Here is a 14,662-nt window from a genome sequence, read left to right as displayed (position 1 = left end):
ACCCTGGCCTAGTGGAGCTTGCCGCCGCCGGCGATGAACGCCTCGAGCGCGGCGAACGCAAGATCGTCGCTCGTCTGGCGCGGCGGGTGTTTGCAGAAATAGCTTGCCGCAGCATCGATCGGCCCCGAAAGACCACGATCGAGTGCGAGTTTCGCACAGCGGATCATATCGATCGCGACGCCTGCGGAGTTCGGGCTGTCCTCCACCGACAGGCGGAGTTCGAGGTTCATCGGGACGCCGCCGAAAAGCTGCCCTTCCATGCGCAGGAAGCAGACCTTGTTGTCATTCTGCCAAGCCACATAGTCGGACGGGCCAACGTGGATGTTCTCGTCCTCCATGCGGCGCTCGGCGACGGACTGCACGGCTTCCGTCTTCGACTCCTTCTTGGAGGCGAGGCGCGAGCGGTTCAGCATGTTGAGGAAGTCTGTGTTGCCGCCGGTGTTGAGCTGGTAGGTCCGATCGAGCTTCACGCCGCGCTTCTTGAAAAGGTCGGTGAGCACGCGGTGGACGATCGTGGCACCGAGCTGCGCCTTGATGTCGTCGCCGATGATCGGGAGGCCCGCGTCCTTGAAGCGCTTTGCCCATACGGGGTCGCTGGCGATGAACACCGGGATGTTGTTGACGAACGCCACCCCGGCTTCGAGCGCGCATTCGGCGTAGAACTCGGTCGCCTTCTGGCTGCCGACGGGAAGGTAGTTCATCAGCACGTCAGCGCGCGTCTCGCGCAGCACACGCACGACCTCATCCTTGTCCGGCTCCGCCTCGTTCGCCACGAGGAACGTGCGGTCTTCGGAATAGTCGGCCATATGTTCGCCGACGCCGTCGAGAATATGGCCCATGCGGACGCGCGTGCCTGTTTCCGGCACATGATCGCAGAATACGGCGGTGCAATTCGGCTTTGCGAAGATCGCCTCGGCGATATCAAGGCCGACCTTGCGGCGATCGATATCCCAACCGGCAACGAAACGAATATCCTTGGGGCGGTAACCGCCCAGATCCCAGTGCAGCAGGCCGATCTGTTCGTTTGCGCCACCGTTCTGATAGTGGGCGACACCTTGGACAAGCGAACTTGCGCAATTGCCGATACCAACGACAGCTACTCTTACTTCATGCATGGGAAAGATCCTGAGGCGCGTCTACTGCGCGGTTGAAGACGATCACTTAGCGTTGCCAGCGGAATCGGGCAAGAATGTGTAAGCCGTCTTGGCAAAGTTCGCGGCGATCCGATCGCTGTTTTCGCTGCCATATTCCTGCAATCGAACGAAGAAGCGCGCCTGCATGACGAAAAAGGTAAGCGCGCTGTATGCCGCGATCATCGCAAAACCCGCATACCAGGCGCCAAAAGCCGCGAACGGCAAAAGGCTCCAGAAGAACGTGTTGCGGCGGCCCGCGACCAACCGGAAGCGGCGTTCGAAGTCGCCGGCGTCGTCGATCTGCTTGCCCGTGAAACGGCGGAAGAACTCGCCCTGTACGGCTTCGGCGAGCGCGAAGCCCACGCAGATCGCGGCGAGCGGCCATGCGCCGCCGTGGCCGACCGAATTGAAATAATATGCGAGCGCGGCGAACCAGCCGTATTCCACGACCTTGTCCGCGACATGCTCCAGATCACCCCACTTCGAGAATTCGACCCGGGTGCGCGCGAGCTTGCCGTCCACGCCATCGAGCGGGCCGATGACGAGCGCGAGCGCGAGCCCGATCCAGAGATGGCCGAGCGCGAATGCCGCCATCGCGGCGAGCCCAAGCAGGAACACGCCTACAGAAATCATGTTGGGCGTGAGCGGCGTCGGCAGCAGCAGACGTGTGAGCAGGTTTTCGACCGGCGGGTGAATGAAGCGCGCCGGCCAATCGAGAATGCCCTTCTGTGCGGCGGCCAGCGCCTCCGTGGTCGCTGCGTCGGCGGAAGCGGCATCGGTCGCGCGGCGCCATTGCAGCGGCACCTCGCGCCGCCGCGACGGGCAATAGGCCGGGATGCGGGCGACGGCGACAGGCGTGTGCGGCCCCTCCCCCAGCGCCGAGCGAACCAGCGTGGCCTGCATGTCCCAGTCGCCGAGACGGCCCGCGACGCTGCGAACAAGACGCCCGGGGAAACGCGCGAGCCCGGCGAAGAATCGGTCCGAGGCGATCCGTTCCGCCGTGATCGGGCGCTCATCCGCCTCCATCCACACACCGAGCACCACGTCCCCCGCCGCGCTCGCGACGGCGGCGATCGCGCGCTCATCGGCGACAAGCCCCTCGTCGAGCGAAAGCACACTGTCTTCCTCACGGATCGCGGCGCGGACACCATCTCCGCCGTGAACGACCTCGATGCCGGACGATGCGCGGCGCGCGCGGTCGAGCGCGGCGGCGAGGCGGGGCGTCACACGCTCCACCATCACGACGACGCGCTCGGCGCCCGCGCGGCGGCACTGGCGAATCTGCCGGTCCACCGAGGCGATTCCCGTGATGCTGAGCGCGGCCAGCGGTTCATCCGCCCCGGCACTGAAATGATGGGCATAGAGCAGCGCTACAAGCGCCATCGACGTCTCCGGGTCTGAATGGATGGCGGACCATAAGGGCAAGCAAGCGGACTTGCCAACTCTCCCCTGAGCGGCGCACATCGCACATGATGCAATTCACTGTCGACACAGCAGACGGCGGACGCCCGCGGGACATAGAGGAACCGCTGAACATCGCGGTCATTCATCCGGTATCGCGGGCATTTCTGCCGGTTGCGGTTAAACTCCATATTCCGCCAAACGCCATTTCAATCGCCGGAATCGGCTTCGGCATCGTCGCGGCCTGGGCCTATTTTCATTATGAAACCCCGGCGATGGCACTCGCCGGATTCGCGGCGATGCTTGCCTGGCACGTCTTCGATGGCCTGGACGGCATGACGGCGCGGGCCACGGGGCGGACCAGCGAGTTCGGGCGTTTCCTCGACGGCTTCTGCGACTACAGCGTCTTCATTCTGGTCTACTTGAGCCTTGCCTTCGCGGCTAAAAACGAAGCGGGACTCGCGATCAGCCTGGGAGCGGCCGTACTTGCAGGCGCGGCGCACGTCGTGCAGGCCGCATGGTACGAGCTTCAGCGCGAAGTGTTCATGCGGCGAAGCGCGGGCCAGCCCGGTTTTGTGCCCCGCACGGCGGTCGGCGGTTTTCTCGAGGTCGGCTACAATGCTCTTCAGGCGAAATTGATGCCCGGCGCACACGCACTCGATGCAGCGCTCGGCGCGGACCCCGCGCTGCGTGCGCTCTATGTGGAGAGAATGCGCCCTGTTCTCTCCGCCGCCACGATCCTCGGCGCGAGCGGGCGCACATTTGCGATCTTCATTGCATGCCTTGCCGGAAGCCCGCTCTGGTACTGGCTTTGGGAAATCCTTGGTCTCAGCCTGGCCGCGGTTCTGATCGAACGCGCGCGCCGGCAACGCGAGGGCGCGTTTCTAGAAGCTTGAAAAGCGCATGATCTCGGCGTCGAGGCGCGCGAGGAGCGCGCTGTCACCCGGTGCCGACAGCTCGGCAAGCAGCGCGATCGCGCCAATGGCTTCCGCACCGATTGCCTGCGCCGCGCCTTTCAGACGGTGCGCTGCCGCTTTCCAGCCCGCGCGATCTTTTGCGGCACGCAGTTCAGCGGCATAGGCGGGCAGATTTTCGCGAAATTCCGACATGAGATCGTCGAACAGCGCCGTATCCCCGCCCGTGATCTCGAGCAGTCGATGCGGCAGGAAAGCAGGGGCGGATTCGGGGTTCATGCGCCCATGTTCGGCGACGAGTGTTAACAAAGTGTAGACAAATGCCGATTGCCGGGCTGTCCTGTCCGCACGGGCGGTGATAGACAGGTGCGCGAGGGGTTTTAATACAACAGGTTTCGCGGGGGTCGTGCACCATGAGTCCAGTCGGTCGGCGGTCATTTCCGGAAAAACTTCCGCCGGACTACACGTGGCAGAAGCCCCACTCGTCCGATGCAGAGCCGGACACGTCGGCGCCGATGAAGCGTCTGCGCCAGATGGATGAGGAGGCCGTGGACGATTCCGTGCCGACCTTTTCCAGCCGCGTCCTTCTGTTCGCCGGGCTCGCTTCGCTTGCATGGCTGGCGCTTGCCGCCGCTGTCGTCTGGCTGATTGCCGGTTCGGCGGGTGTTGGCGCTCTGACGCTCACCGAATGGGCGGGTGTCGCGGGCGGCGTGGCTGCGCCCCTGTCTGCAATCTGGCTGATCGCGCTCGTCGCGGCACGCGTATGGCCGGGTCAACAGCGCGAGATGCTGGCCCGAATCGAAGCCGCCGAGGAGCGCTTCGCACTCACCGCACGCGAAACGCGCACGCAGCTGGAAAGCATCGATTCCGTGCTCGCCGCCGTGACCATGCGCGTCGAGGGGCTGCGCAAGGTGTTCGCAGACGAGGTTGAGGGCTTCGTGAGCGCCACCGACGCCGCCGTTCACCGCACGCGCACGCTCGCGGGAACACTCGCAGAGGACCGCGCCGCGATCGACGCCAGCTCCACCGCGCTCGCGGAGAGCAGCGAGAAGGCGCGGGCCAGTTTCGATTCGCTTGCGAGCGCGCTTCCCGACGCCGAAGCGCAGGTGAACCGCATCGCTGGCCTGCTCGCCACGAGCGCCACCGACGCACGCACACAGCTTCTGGAAACGGAAGACCTGCTTGCCGCCGTGTGGACACGCAGTGAGGAAGCCGGCGCACAGGCCAAGGCCGCGACCGCAAGCCTCACCAACGTGATTTCCGCGATTTCCGCCTCTGCCGCGGACGCCGAAGGTCGCCTCGGTGCGTATTCGACCGCGCTCGAAGCGAGCGGCGACGCTGCGCTCGCCAAGACCGGTGAAGCGCTGGAAGCCACCCGCGCCGGCGTCGAGGCGCAAACGGCAGCACTCGCCGCGGCGATCTCGCGTACCTCGCTCGATCTTGAAGACATCGGCGGGCGGGCCATCGAGACCATCGCAAGCCGGATCACGGCCATCGCCGAGCACGTCTCAGAACTCAGCAAGCGCATCAGCGATCAGGACGCAGGCAGCCGCGGCTTCCTGGATACCGTCGAGCGCGGCTTCAGCGTGCTCGACGCCAAGCTCGGCAACGCGGCCAATTCGAGCGAAAGCGTCCTCGCCAGCCTCTCCGCGCGGATTGCACAGGTGCGCTGCGAGATCGATTCGCTCTCCACACCGCTCGGCACCACGCGCGGCGCCGCGAAGGAGATCGGCGATGCGCTCGCCGCCGTGCGCAGCGCGACCGAAGAGGCGCTAGCCTCGCTTGTCGAAGGCGTACCGGCAGGCGCCGAAAAGGGCCTTGGCGCCATCGATGCGCTGCGGGGTTCGGTGGCGAACCTTTCACAGGACATCGACCGCGTGTCCGAACGCGCCGTCGCAATCAACGCCCCGATCGCCGCCGGACGGAAGGCGATCGACGAACTGCTCGACGGGCTCGAAGACCAGCGCGAAAGCCTCGAGGCCGTCGTCGCCAAGGTACGCGGCGAGATCGAGGTCGCGCAGGGCATCCTGTCGGGCGTCGAACGCTCGGCGGAAAGCACCGCGCTCAGCGCGACGACGCAACTGATCGACGCGCTCGGGCGCGTGCGTGAAGTCGCGGCGCAGACGGCTGGCACCGTGAAGACGGCGCTTGAAGCTGTCGTCGAGGAAGCGCGCGAAGCGCTGACAAAGGCGTCGCGTGAGGCTGTACGCCAGAGCGCGATCGAGCCGGTGGAAACCCAGATCAAGGCGCTGGAGGCCGCCGGCGCGCGCAGTGCCGACGCCGCGCAGCTGGCCGCTGAGCGACTGTCGCGCCAGCTGGTGTCGGTCGCCGAAACCGCTGCCGCCATCGAAACCCGCGTGAACGAGGCCGACGCGCACCTCGACGCCGCACTCCGGAAGGACATCGGCCGTCAGTCCGAACTGCTCGTCGAAGCGCTCAACAGTGCCTCGATCGATATCGCCAAGGGGCTTTCGGCGGAGGTCACCGAGACGGCGTGGAAGCAGTATCTCGCGGGGGAACGCGGCGTGTTCTCACGCCGCGCCGTGCAACTCCTCACGAACCGCGACGCCAAGGAAGTCACGCGCCGCTACAGCGAGGATGCCGAATTCCGCGACGGCGTCCGCCGCTACATCCACGATTTCGAAGCCATGCTCCGCCGCTTCAACGCGGACCGCGACGGCAATGCGCTTTCGATGACGCTGCTGTCGTCCGACCTCGGCAAGCTCTACGTGGCATTGGCGCAGGCGACGGAGCGCCTGCGCTGAGCCGTCCCTCGACTTCGCTTGCCCGCCTCAGTTGGGCATGAAGTCGAGGTAGCCCGCCTCGCCCAGCCACCAGACGCCGACCATCAGGACGGCCGAAATGATCGTCGTCCAGACCAGTTTCTTGGCGAGCATCGGCCGCGCGGGCGCGCTGTCGGCCTGCCCTTTCACCTTGTCTTCGCCCGCCTCTTCGGAGGTGCGGACGCCGAACGGTAGGACGGTGAACAGCGTCACCGTCCAGATCAGAAGATAGATCGCGAGTATCGATCCCCAGCCCATCAGCCTTTGATCCTTGTGACGGTGACTTCGGTAATCGGTTTTTTGCCGGTCCAATCCCGCGCGGTGCGGCGGACGGCGACACGGATTGCCTCGGCAAGCGCATCTTCACCGTTGCTGCGTGCCTTCGCGGCAGCTTCGCTTGCGGCGGAGACGCAATCGTCGATGAACTCGTCGCGGTCATCTTCGACAGGAACGCCGTGCGACTGCACCTGCGGCGGCGCCACAAGGCGGTTCTTGCCGTCGATCACGACGAACACGGCGATGAGACCGTTGTGCATCATGCGGCGACGCGCGAGCATCGTGGCGCCGTCGGCAGGGAGAATGACGTCTCCATCGAGGACGAGGCGGCCGACGGGTTCGTGGCTGATGATCTGCGGCTTGCCGGGTGCGAGGCGGATGGCGCTACCATTCACCGGCACGACCGCTTCCTGAACGCCGAAGCGGCGCGCGAGCCGCGCATGCTCTTCCATATGGCGGCGCTCACCGTGGACGGGGATCGATATTTGCGGGCGAATCCAGCCGTACATCGATTCCAGCTCGGGAACGCCGGGATGGCCGGAAACATGCACGTGCGCCTGCCGATCGGTGATGATCTCGATGCCCCGCGCCGCAAGCGCGTTCTGCACGCGGCCGATGGAGATCTCGTTGCCGGGAATCTGCTTCGACGAATAGACAACGAGGTCGCCGCGTTCGAGCTTGATGTGAGGATGATCGCCCTCCGCGATTCGGGAGAGCGCGGCGCGCGCCTCGCCCTGCGCGCCCGTGGAGACGATGAGCAGCCTGTCGCGCGGCACCTTCATCGCCTCTTCGTGCGACACGGTGGGCGGGAAATCGGTGAGGTAGCCGACGCTCTTCGACACTTCGAGGATGCGATCAAGCGAGCGCCCGACGACGCAGATCTTGCGGCCCGTATCCTTCGCGACCTCGCCGAGCGTATGGAGACGCGCGGCGTTCGAAGCGAAGGTGGTGACGAGCACCCTGCCCTTGTGGCCCGCGATCACCCTGTCGAGGCCTTCGCGCACGCCGGTTTCGCTGCCCGAGGCCTCGGGATTGAAGACGTTGGTGGAATCGCCGACGAGCGCGAGGATGCCTTCGTCGCCGAGCGCGGTCAGTTCCTCGGCGGTGGAGGGCACGCCGAGCACGGGCGCCTCGTCCAGCTTCCAGTCGCCGGTGTGGAAAATCTTGCCGTAGGGCGTTTCGATGAGGAGTGCATTGCCTTCGGGAATCGAGTGCGCGAGCGGCACGTAACGGCACTTGAAGGGGCCGAGGTTGACCTCGCCCTCAAGAGGCACGACGTTCAGTTCGACATCACGTTCGATGCCTTCCTCGATCAGCTTCTTGCGAATGAGGCCCGCGGTGAACGGCGTCGCGAACAGCGGCACGTCGAAATCGCCGACGAGATAAGGGATCGCGCCGATATGGTCCTCGTGCCCGTGCGTGAGGACGATGCCGAGAAGATCCTTCTGTCGATCCTCGATGAAGGAGAGATCGGGGAGGACCAGTTCGATACCCGGCAGGTTCGGATCGGCGAAGGTCATGCCGAGGTCGACCATGATCCACTTGCCGTTGCAGCCGTAGAGATTGACGTTCATGCCGATCTCGCCCGAGCCGCCGAGCGGCAGGAAGATCAGTTCTTTTCCAGGCTTCAAAGCCTGTTCCTTTCATCGATAATCGTAAGGCCGCGCACCGTGAGATCGACGTCCACGACATCGATCACGCTGGTGTAGGGCTCGAACAGGACGGCAAGGCCGCCCGTTGCCAGAACTTTCATCGGCCCCGCGGCCTCCGCCTTCAGGCGGGCGACCAACCCCTCGATCATCGCGAGATAACCAAAGAAAATACCCGACTGCATGGCGGACACGGTATCGAAGCCTTTGGCTTTGCCACCCTTGGGCGGCGCGACGGCAACACGCGGCAATTGCGCGGCGGCGACGTAGAGTGCCTCCGCCGACAGATTGATGCCGGGCGCGATGATGCCGCCCGTATAGGCATTGCCGACGAAGATGTCGAATGTCGTCGCCGTGCCGAAATCGATGATGATGAAATCGCCTTCGTGGCGATCGCCTACCGCGACGCAATTGACGAGGCGGTCCATGCCGACCTGCTCGGGATGCGCGACCTCGATGCCGACGCCGAGGTCGAGATCCTTTGTCACGACCAGCGGATCGATGCCGAAGCCGCGCCGCGCCATGCGTTCGAGATTGAAGAGCGTTGTCGGGACCACAGTGGAGATCACGACGCGGTGGACCTTGTGCCGGTCGACGCCGTCGATCTCCATGAGCTGGGTGAGCCAGACCATATATTCATCGGACGTGCGCGACGCCTGCGTGGAGATACGCCAGCGGTGCACGATCTCGCCGTTATCCACCACCGCGAACATCGTATTGGTATTGCCGACATCGATCGCGAGCAGCATCAGGCCCGATCCCCCAATGTGAACACTTCGCCCGCGTGAATGGGCCGTAATGTCCCGTCCGGCAAGCGCAGAAGAAGCGCGCCGTCCTCCGCCAGACCGTCAAACGTCCCGGTGAGGTCCGCGTTCCCGAGACGGGCGACGATGGGCTTGCCGAGCCCGGCGGCGGCCGCGAGCCAGTCCGCACGTGTGGCGACGAAGCCCTCCTCGCGCCAGCGGCGGCGGTGCGCGGCGAATGCCTCCGCCAGAGTTCGGCAGGCTTCGCGCGCAGATGGCGGTGCGATCCCCACTGCGGCGAGGCTCGTGGCGGGGCGCTCGGTGCCTTCCGGGAAGTGCGCGAGGTTGACGCCGATGCCGATGATGACACCCTGCGCATGGCCTTCAAGCAGGATGCCCGCGACCTTCACGCCATCCAGCAGCAGATCGTTCGGCCATTTGAGCGACAGCCGGTCACGCGGGACCCAGCGGGCGACGGTTTCGAGCAGCGCGTTCGCCGCCACGAACGAAAGCTGCTGGGAAGGCCCCTCACCCGGCTGAGGCGCGGCGAGGGTGCTGGTGAAGAGGTTGCCGATTTCGGAGGTCCACGTTCGCGCACGGCGTCCGCGCCCTGCCGTCTGGCGGTCGGCGCGGACCCAGAGCCCGTTTTCCGGGTGCTCGGCGATCCAGTCGTTCGTGCTGCCGGTTTCGGCGAGATCGACGATGCGAAAATTCATCCGGTGACGATGATGCGCGCCGCCGCCGTCGCCCACGCCACCAGCGGTGCGATGGCAAGCATCCCGACCGGCGAGCAGAACACGGCCGCCGCCGTCAGCACGATGCCGTTCACGCGGCTTTCGCCGGGTGCGAGAGTGCCTACGGGCTCATCGAAGTAGGCGAGCTTCACGACGCGCAGGTAATAGTAAGCGCCAACCACCGACGTGACGACGCCGATCACCGCAAGCACGTACATATCGGCTGCAATGGCGGCGTTGAACACGCTGAACTTCGGCCAGAAGCCGAGCATCGGCGGGATGCCGGCAAGGCTGAACATGAACACGGCAAGCGCGGCGGCAAGGCCGGGACGCGTCTTCGAGAGGCCCGCGAGGCGCGCCATGTCGTCCACCGGCGTACCGTCCGGGTCGCGGAGCGCGAGGACGACGAGGAACGAACCCACCGTCATCGCCGCGTAAATGCCCATGTAGAACAGCACGCCCGCAATGCCCTGCTCCGTCCCAGCGGCAAGGCCGATGAGAGCGAAACCGACGTTGTTGATCGACGAATAGGCAAGCAGGCGCTTGATGCTCGTCTGCCCGATGGCGCCAACGGCGCCCAGGATCATCGAGGCAACCGCGGCGAAAGCGATGATCTGGCGCCATTCATCGGCAAGGCCGCCGAAGCCTTCGATCGCGACGCGCACGAGAAGACCCATCGCGGCCACTTTCGGCGCGGAGGCAAAGAAGGCGGCGACCGGTGTCGGCGCACCTTCGTAAACGTCGGGCGTCCACATGTGGAACGGCACGGCGCTGATCTTGAAAGCGAGACCGGCGAAGATGAAGACAAGGCCGAAGATCACACCGATCGACGCGGAACCTTCAAGTTGCGTGCCGAGCGCGACGAAGTTCGTGCTGCCGACGAAGCCGTAGATGAGGCTGATGCCGTAGAGCAGAATGCCGCTCGCGAGCGCACCAAGCACGAAATACTTGAGACCGGCTTCGGAGGATTTCGCCTCGCTGCGGTGGAACGCGGCGAGCACGTAGGCGGCGAGGCTTTGCAGCTCTAGCCCGACGTAGAGCGACAGAAGGTCGTTCGCCGAAACCATCATGCCCATGCCGAGCGCGCCGAGCATGAGCAGCACGGGGTATTCGAACTTGTCGGAGTGGGCGCGGCGCAGATACGGGATCGCGATCACAGTGCAGACGGCGGCGGCGCCGTAGACGACGGTTTTCAGGTAATCCGAGAACAGGTCCGCAACGTAAAGCCCGTCAAAGGCGAACGCGCGCGGGGCATCGTCGATCATGCAGAGGCCGGCAGCGGCATAGATGGCGACAGCAAGCCACGACAGCAGGCCAAGGCTGCGATCGCCCCGGAACGTGCCGATCATCAGCAGCGCCATCGCGCCGATGGCGAGGATGATTTCCGGTGCGGCGATGCCGAGCGATTGCGCGAGCGGCTGCATCAGTGGGTCTCCGCCGTATGCGTTTCAGACGTTTGGGGTTTGGCTGCGGCCGCTTTCACGACCGAAACCGTCTGCTGGTGCGGCGCGGTCGGCTCCAGCCTGGCGACGATCGCCGCCACAGGCGCGCGCACCGGATCGATGAACACGTTCGGTGCGACACCCATCCACAGCACGAAGACCGCGATCGGTGCGAGGCAGAGGATTTCGCGAACGGAAAGATCCGGCATCGCGCGCACCTCGTCCTTCGTCGCCTCGCCGAACACCACCTTGCGGTAGAGGTAGAGCATGTACGCGGCGCCGAGGATGATGCCCGTGCAGATCACGGCGGTCGCGAAGGTGGACGTGCGGAACGCGCCCATCATCACGAGGAACTCGCCGATGAACCCGCTGGTGCCGGGAAGGCCGACCGAGGCCATGGTGAACAGCATGAACAGGATCGCATAGCGCGGCATGATCGTGGCGACGCCGCCATAGGCATCGATATCGCGCGTGTGCAGCCGGTCGTAGACAACGCCGACGCACAGGAAGAGCGCGCCCGAGACGAGGCCGTGGCTGAGCATCACGACGATCGAACCTTCGATCGCCTGCTGGTTGAAGCCGAACAGGCCGACGGTGACGAACGCCATGTGCGCGACCGACGAGTACGCGATCAGCTTCTTCATGTCGGACTGCGCGAGCGCGATCAGCGACGTGACGACGACCGCGATCATGGAGAGCGCGAAGACGATCCACATCAGCTCTGCCGAGGCCGCCGGGAACATCGGCAGCGAGAAGCGGATGAAGCCGTAGCCACCCATCTTCAGGAGCACGCCCGCCAGGATCACCGAACCCGCCGTCGGCGCCTGCACGTGCGCGTCGGGAAGCCAGGTGTGCACCGGCCACATCGGCATCTTCACCGCGAAGCTCGCGAAGAACGCCAGCCACAACCACGTCTGCACGTTGGGATCGAAGTCGTAGACAAGCAGCTGCGGGATCGAGGTCGTGCCCGCGACGCTCGCCATATAGAGCATGGCGAGCAGCATCAGCACCGAGCCGAGCAGCGTGTAGAGGAAGAACTTGTAGCTGGCGTAGATGCGGTCCTTGCCGCCCCAGATGCCGATGATGAGATACATCGGAATGAGGCCGCCTTCGAAGAAGACATAGAACAGGAACAGGTCGGTCGCCGCGAAGACGCCGATCATCAGCGCTTCCATCAGCAGGAACGCCGCCATGTATTCCGGCACGCGCTTTTCGATCGAGGTCCACGACGCGAGGATGCAGATCGGCATCAGGAACACGCTGAGCGCGATCAGAACCAGGCTGATACCGTCGATGCCGAGCGCCCATGAGAAGTACGGCTCAAACAGCGGCAGGTTTTCGGCATACTGGAAGCTCGCCGAGCCGACATCGAACTGTGCCCACAGGACGACACCGAGCACCAGCTCGACAAGCGTGATGCCGAGCGCACCCCAGCGCGCCGCATTTGCCCGCGCGTTCTCGTCGCCGGGAACGAACAGCAGCAGAGTGGCTGCCACAAGCGGCAGCAGGATCATCAGGGAAAGGATCGGAAAGCCCATTATTCGCCGCCCAGCATCTTCGGGAGGAACCACGCTGCCGCGGCGGCGAGGCCGATCAGCATCACGAACGCATAAGTGTAGAGGTAGCCGGTCTGCAGCCGACGCGCGACGCCTGCACCGCTCATCACCAGCCCCGCAAGGCCGTTCGGCCCGAAGCGGTCGATGGTGCCCTCGTCACCCTTCTTCCACAGGAAGCGGCCGAGCCACTTCGCCGGGCGCACGAAAATCGTGTCGTACAGCTCGTCGAAGTACCACTTGTTGAAGAGGAAGGCGTGAAGGCCGCGGAACATCGCCACGAAGCGCGCCGGCGCAGCCGGATCGCGAAGGTAGTTGTTCCAGGCGATGAACAGCCCGATCAGCATCACGATGCCGGGCGACAGCTTCACCCACAACGGCACTTCATGCGAAGCGTGGGCGAGGTGCGCGTCGAACGCGAGTGCGCCCTTCCAGAACGCCACGCCGCCTTCCGCATCGATGAACGCATGCTGGAAGAGGAAGCCCGCGAACACCGCGCCGAGCGACAGGACGCCGAGCGGAATGAGCATGCTCACCGGACTCTCGTGCGGGTGATAGCCGAGCGTACCATCTCCATCGTGCGCGTGCGCATGATGATCATCGTGACCGTGGGCGTGATCATGCCCGTGATCGCCGTGCGCAGCGTGCTGGATATGTTCGCTCTGCGACCAGCGCGGCTTGCCGAAGAAAGTGAGGAATACGAGGCGCCACGAATAGAAGCTGGTGAGCAGTGCGGCGAAGATGCCGACCGCAAAGGCGACATAGCCGGACTGCGTGCCCGCCGCGAAGGCGCTCTCGATGATCGCGTCCTTCGAATAGAAGCCCGCGAAACCGAACACGCCGATGATGCCGACGCCCGTTATGGCGAGCGTGCCGAGCGTCATCGCCCAGAACGTGAGCGGGATGTGCTTCCGAAGGCCGCCGTAGTAGCGCATGTCCTGCTCGTGGTGCATCGCATGGATCACCGAGCCTGCGCCGAGGAACAGCAGTGCCTTGAAGAAGGCGTGCGTGAACAGGTGGAACATCGCCGCGCCGTAGGCACCGACGCCTGCCGCGAAGAACATGTAGCCGAGCTGCGAACACGTCGAATAGGCGATCACGCGCTTGATGTCGTGCTGCGTCGTGCCGACCGTCGCCGCGAACAGTGCCGTCGCCGCGCCCACGTATGTCACGACGTTGAGCGCGATCTCACTGGTTTCGAAGAGGGGCGACAGGCGGCAGACCATGAACACGCCTGCCGTCACCATCGTAGCGGCGTGGATGAGCGCGGAGACCGGCGTCGGGCCTTCCATCGCGTCCGGCAGCCAGGTGTGGAGACCGAGCTGTGCGGACTTGCCCATCGCGCCAATGAACAGCAGCAGGCAGAGCGTGGTCAGCGTATCGACCTGCATGCCGAGGAATTCGAAGGTCGAACCCTGATAGTCCGGCGCGGCGGCAAGGATGTTCGCGATGTCCGTGGTGCCGAACACCATGAACACGCCGAAGATGCCGAGCGAGAAGCCGAAGTCGCCGACGCGGTTGACGACGAACGCCTTCACGGCGGCCGCGTTCGCGGACGGCTTGTGGTACCAGAAGCCGATGAGCAGGTAAGATGCGAGGCCGACGCCTTCCCAGCCGAAGAACATCTGCACGAGGTTGTCCGCCGTCACGAGCATCAGCATCGCGAAGGTGAACAGCGACAGATACGCGAAGAAGCGCGGCTGATCGGGATCCTCCGCCATGTACCCCCAGGAATAGAGGTGCACGAGCGCCGACACGGTCGTGACGACGACGAGCATCACGGCGGTGAGCGTATCGAGCCGGAGCGACCAATCGACGACGAGACCGCCCGAGCGGAACCATTCCATGACCGGCTGGCCCTCGACGGGCTGGCCCATCAGCACGGGAATGAAGATCGCCCACGACAGCGCGCACGCCAGAAACAGACCGCCCGTGGTGATCGCCTTGGCGAGCGTGTTGCCGAGCACGCGGTTGCCGAGACCGGCAACGATCGCCGTGAGCAGCGGCAGGAATACGATGGTATGAAGCACGCCC

At 64.9% G+C, this 14,662-nt stretch carries 12 protein-coding genes; 2 read left to right on the top strand and 10 right to left on the bottom strand.

What is annotated here, in order from left to right; genetic code table 11:
* Window positions 1–8 precede the first annotated feature (8 nt).
* Together DFR51_RS07360 and DFR51_RS07355 are read right to left on the bottom strand one after the other, a co-directional pair.
* Window positions 9–1,115, bottom strand: coding sequence for an inositol-3-phosphate synthase (locus DFR51_RS07360; protein ID WP_121048627.1), 1,107 nt, complete (start codon window positions 1,113–1,115; stop codon window positions 9–11).
* A 42-nt stretch (window positions 1,116–1,157) separates the two neighbouring features.
* Complete coding sequence (locus tag DFR51_RS07355; RefSeq protein WP_160119210.1) at window positions 1,158–2,516, bottom strand: CDP-alcohol phosphatidyltransferase family protein; 1,359 nt, start codon at window positions 2,514–2,516, stop codon at window positions 1,158–1,160.
* Between the two features lie 89 nt (window positions 2,517–2,605).
* On the opposite strand from DFR51_RS07355, the gene DFR51_RS07350 reads away from it, so the two are divergent.
* Window positions 2,606–3,430: a CDP-alcohol phosphatidyltransferase family protein gene (locus DFR51_RS07350; RefSeq protein ID WP_170151758.1), complete on the top strand. Its 825-nt coding sequence runs from the start codon at window positions 2,606–2,608 to the stop codon at window positions 3,428–3,430.
* On the opposite strand, the gene DFR51_RS18975 is transcribed toward DFR51_RS07350, so the two are convergent.
* A complete protein-coding gene (locus DFR51_RS18975; protein ID WP_160119209.1) occupies window positions 3,419–3,727 on the bottom strand; it encodes an Hpt domain-containing protein in 309 nt (102 codons plus the stop codon). The two genes, DFR51_RS07350 and DFR51_RS18975, sit on opposite strands and share 12 nt — an antisense overlap.
* A gap of 134 nt (window positions 3,728–3,861) precedes the next feature.
* Here DFR51_RS18975 and DFR51_RS07340 point away from each other — a divergent pair, with 134 nt between their 5' ends.
* Window positions 3,862–6,213, top strand: a complete 2,352-nt coding sequence (locus DFR51_RS07340) for a coiled-coil domain-containing protein (RefSeq protein WP_160119208.1) — start codon at window positions 3,862–3,864, stop codon at window positions 6,211–6,213.
* A 27-nt stretch (window positions 6,214–6,240) separates the two neighbouring features.
* Here DFR51_RS07340 and DFR51_RS07335 read toward each other — a convergent pair whose 3' ends face one another.
* From DFR51_RS07335 to nuoL, 7 genes are read right to left on the bottom strand one after another with little or no spacing between them, the layout of a single operon-like run.
* The gene (locus tag DFR51_RS07335; RefSeq protein ID WP_121048612.1) at window positions 6,241–6,489 is read right to left on the bottom strand and encodes a DUF1467 family protein; all 249 of its coding nucleotides are present in this window, start codon (window positions 6,487–6,489) and stop codon (window positions 6,241–6,243) included.
* Window positions 6,489–8,138 (bottom strand): ribonuclease J, encoded by a 1,650-nt coding sequence (locus DFR51_RS07330; protein WP_121048609.1) that lies wholly within the window; start codon window positions 8,136–8,138, stop codon window positions 6,489–6,491. The genes DFR51_RS07335 and DFR51_RS07330 overlap by 1 nt, the downstream gene beginning before the upstream one ends.
* Window positions 8,135–8,905, bottom strand: a complete 771-nt coding sequence (locus tag DFR51_RS07325; protein ID WP_121048606.1) for a type III pantothenate kinase — start codon at window positions 8,903–8,905, stop codon at window positions 8,135–8,137. Before DFR51_RS07325 ends, DFR51_RS07330 begins: the two co-directional genes overlap by 4 nt.
* Window positions 8,905–9,615 (bottom strand): biotin--[acetyl-CoA-carboxylase] ligase, encoded by a 711-nt coding sequence (locus tag DFR51_RS07320; RefSeq protein WP_121049936.1) that lies wholly within the window; start codon window positions 9,613–9,615, stop codon window positions 8,905–8,907. The genes DFR51_RS07325 and DFR51_RS07320 overlap by 1 nt, the downstream gene beginning before the upstream one ends.
* On the bottom strand, window positions 9,612–11,057 hold the full coding sequence (gene nuoN, locus DFR51_RS07315; protein ID WP_121048603.1) for an NADH-quinone oxidoreductase subunit NuoN: 1,446 nt from the start codon (window positions 11,055–11,057) through the stop codon (window positions 9,612–9,614). Before nuoN ends, DFR51_RS07320 begins: the two co-directional genes overlap by 4 nt.
* Window positions 11,057–12,616, bottom strand: coding sequence for an NADH-quinone oxidoreductase subunit M (locus DFR51_RS07310; RefSeq protein ID WP_121049933.1), 1,560 nt, complete (start codon window positions 12,614–12,616; stop codon window positions 11,057–11,059). Before DFR51_RS07310 ends, nuoN begins: the two co-directional genes overlap by 1 nt.
* Entirely contained in the window at window positions 12,613–14,658 is a 2,046-nt protein-coding gene (nuoL, locus tag DFR51_RS07305; RefSeq protein ID WP_121048600.1) for an NADH-quinone oxidoreductase subunit L, read from the bottom strand. The genes DFR51_RS07310 and nuoL overlap by 4 nt, the downstream gene beginning before the upstream one ends.
* Window positions 14,659–14,662 lie beyond the last annotated feature (4 nt).

Source organism: Sphingosinicella microcystinivorans, from assembly GCF_003634215.1.
In the GTDB taxonomy this organism is placed as follows: domain Bacteria; phylum Pseudomonadota; class Alphaproteobacteria; order Sphingomonadales; family Sphingomonadaceae; genus Sphingosinicella; species Sphingosinicella microcystinivorans.
The sequence above is the reverse complement of the archived record's forward strand: the minus strand, read 5'-3'. Positions and strand labels throughout refer to the sequence as shown.

Excerpts from the sequence above, each read along its gene's own strand:
- nuoN (WP_121048603.1), bottom strand. The coding sequence starts at position 11,057 with ATGCAGCCGCTCGCGCAATCGCTCGGCATCGCCGCACCGGAAATCATC.
- DFR51_RS07355 (WP_160119210.1), bottom strand. The coding sequence starts at position 2,516 with ATGGCGCTTGTAGCGCTGCTCTATGCCCATCATTTCAGTGCCGGGGCG.
- DFR51_RS07320 (WP_121049936.1), bottom strand. The coding sequence starts at position 9,615 with ATGAATTTTCGCATCGTCGATCTCGCCGAAACCGGCAGCACGAACGAC.
- DFR51_RS07335 (WP_121048612.1), bottom strand. The coding sequence starts at position 6,489 with ATGGGCTGGGGATCGATACTCGCGATCTATCTTCTGATCTGGACGGTG.
- DFR51_RS07360 (WP_121048627.1), bottom strand. The coding sequence starts at position 1,115 with ATGCATGAAGTAAGAGTAGCTGTCGTTGGTATCGGCAATTGCGCAAGT.
- DFR51_RS18975 (WP_160119209.1), bottom strand. The coding sequence starts at position 3,727 with ATGAACCCCGAATCCGCCCCTGCTTTCCTGCCGCATCGACTGCTCGAG.
- DFR51_RS07325 (WP_121048606.1), bottom strand. The coding sequence starts at position 8,905 with ATGCTGCTCGCGATCGATGTCGGCAATACCAATACGATGTTCGCGGTG.
- DFR51_RS07350 (WP_170151758.1), top strand. The coding sequence starts at position 2,606 with ATGCAATTCACTGTCGACACAGCAGACGGCGGACGCCCGCGGGACATA.
- DFR51_RS07340 (WP_160119208.1), top strand. The coding sequence starts at position 3,862 with ATGAGTCCAGTCGGTCGGCGGTCATTTCCGGAAAAACTTCCGCCGGAC.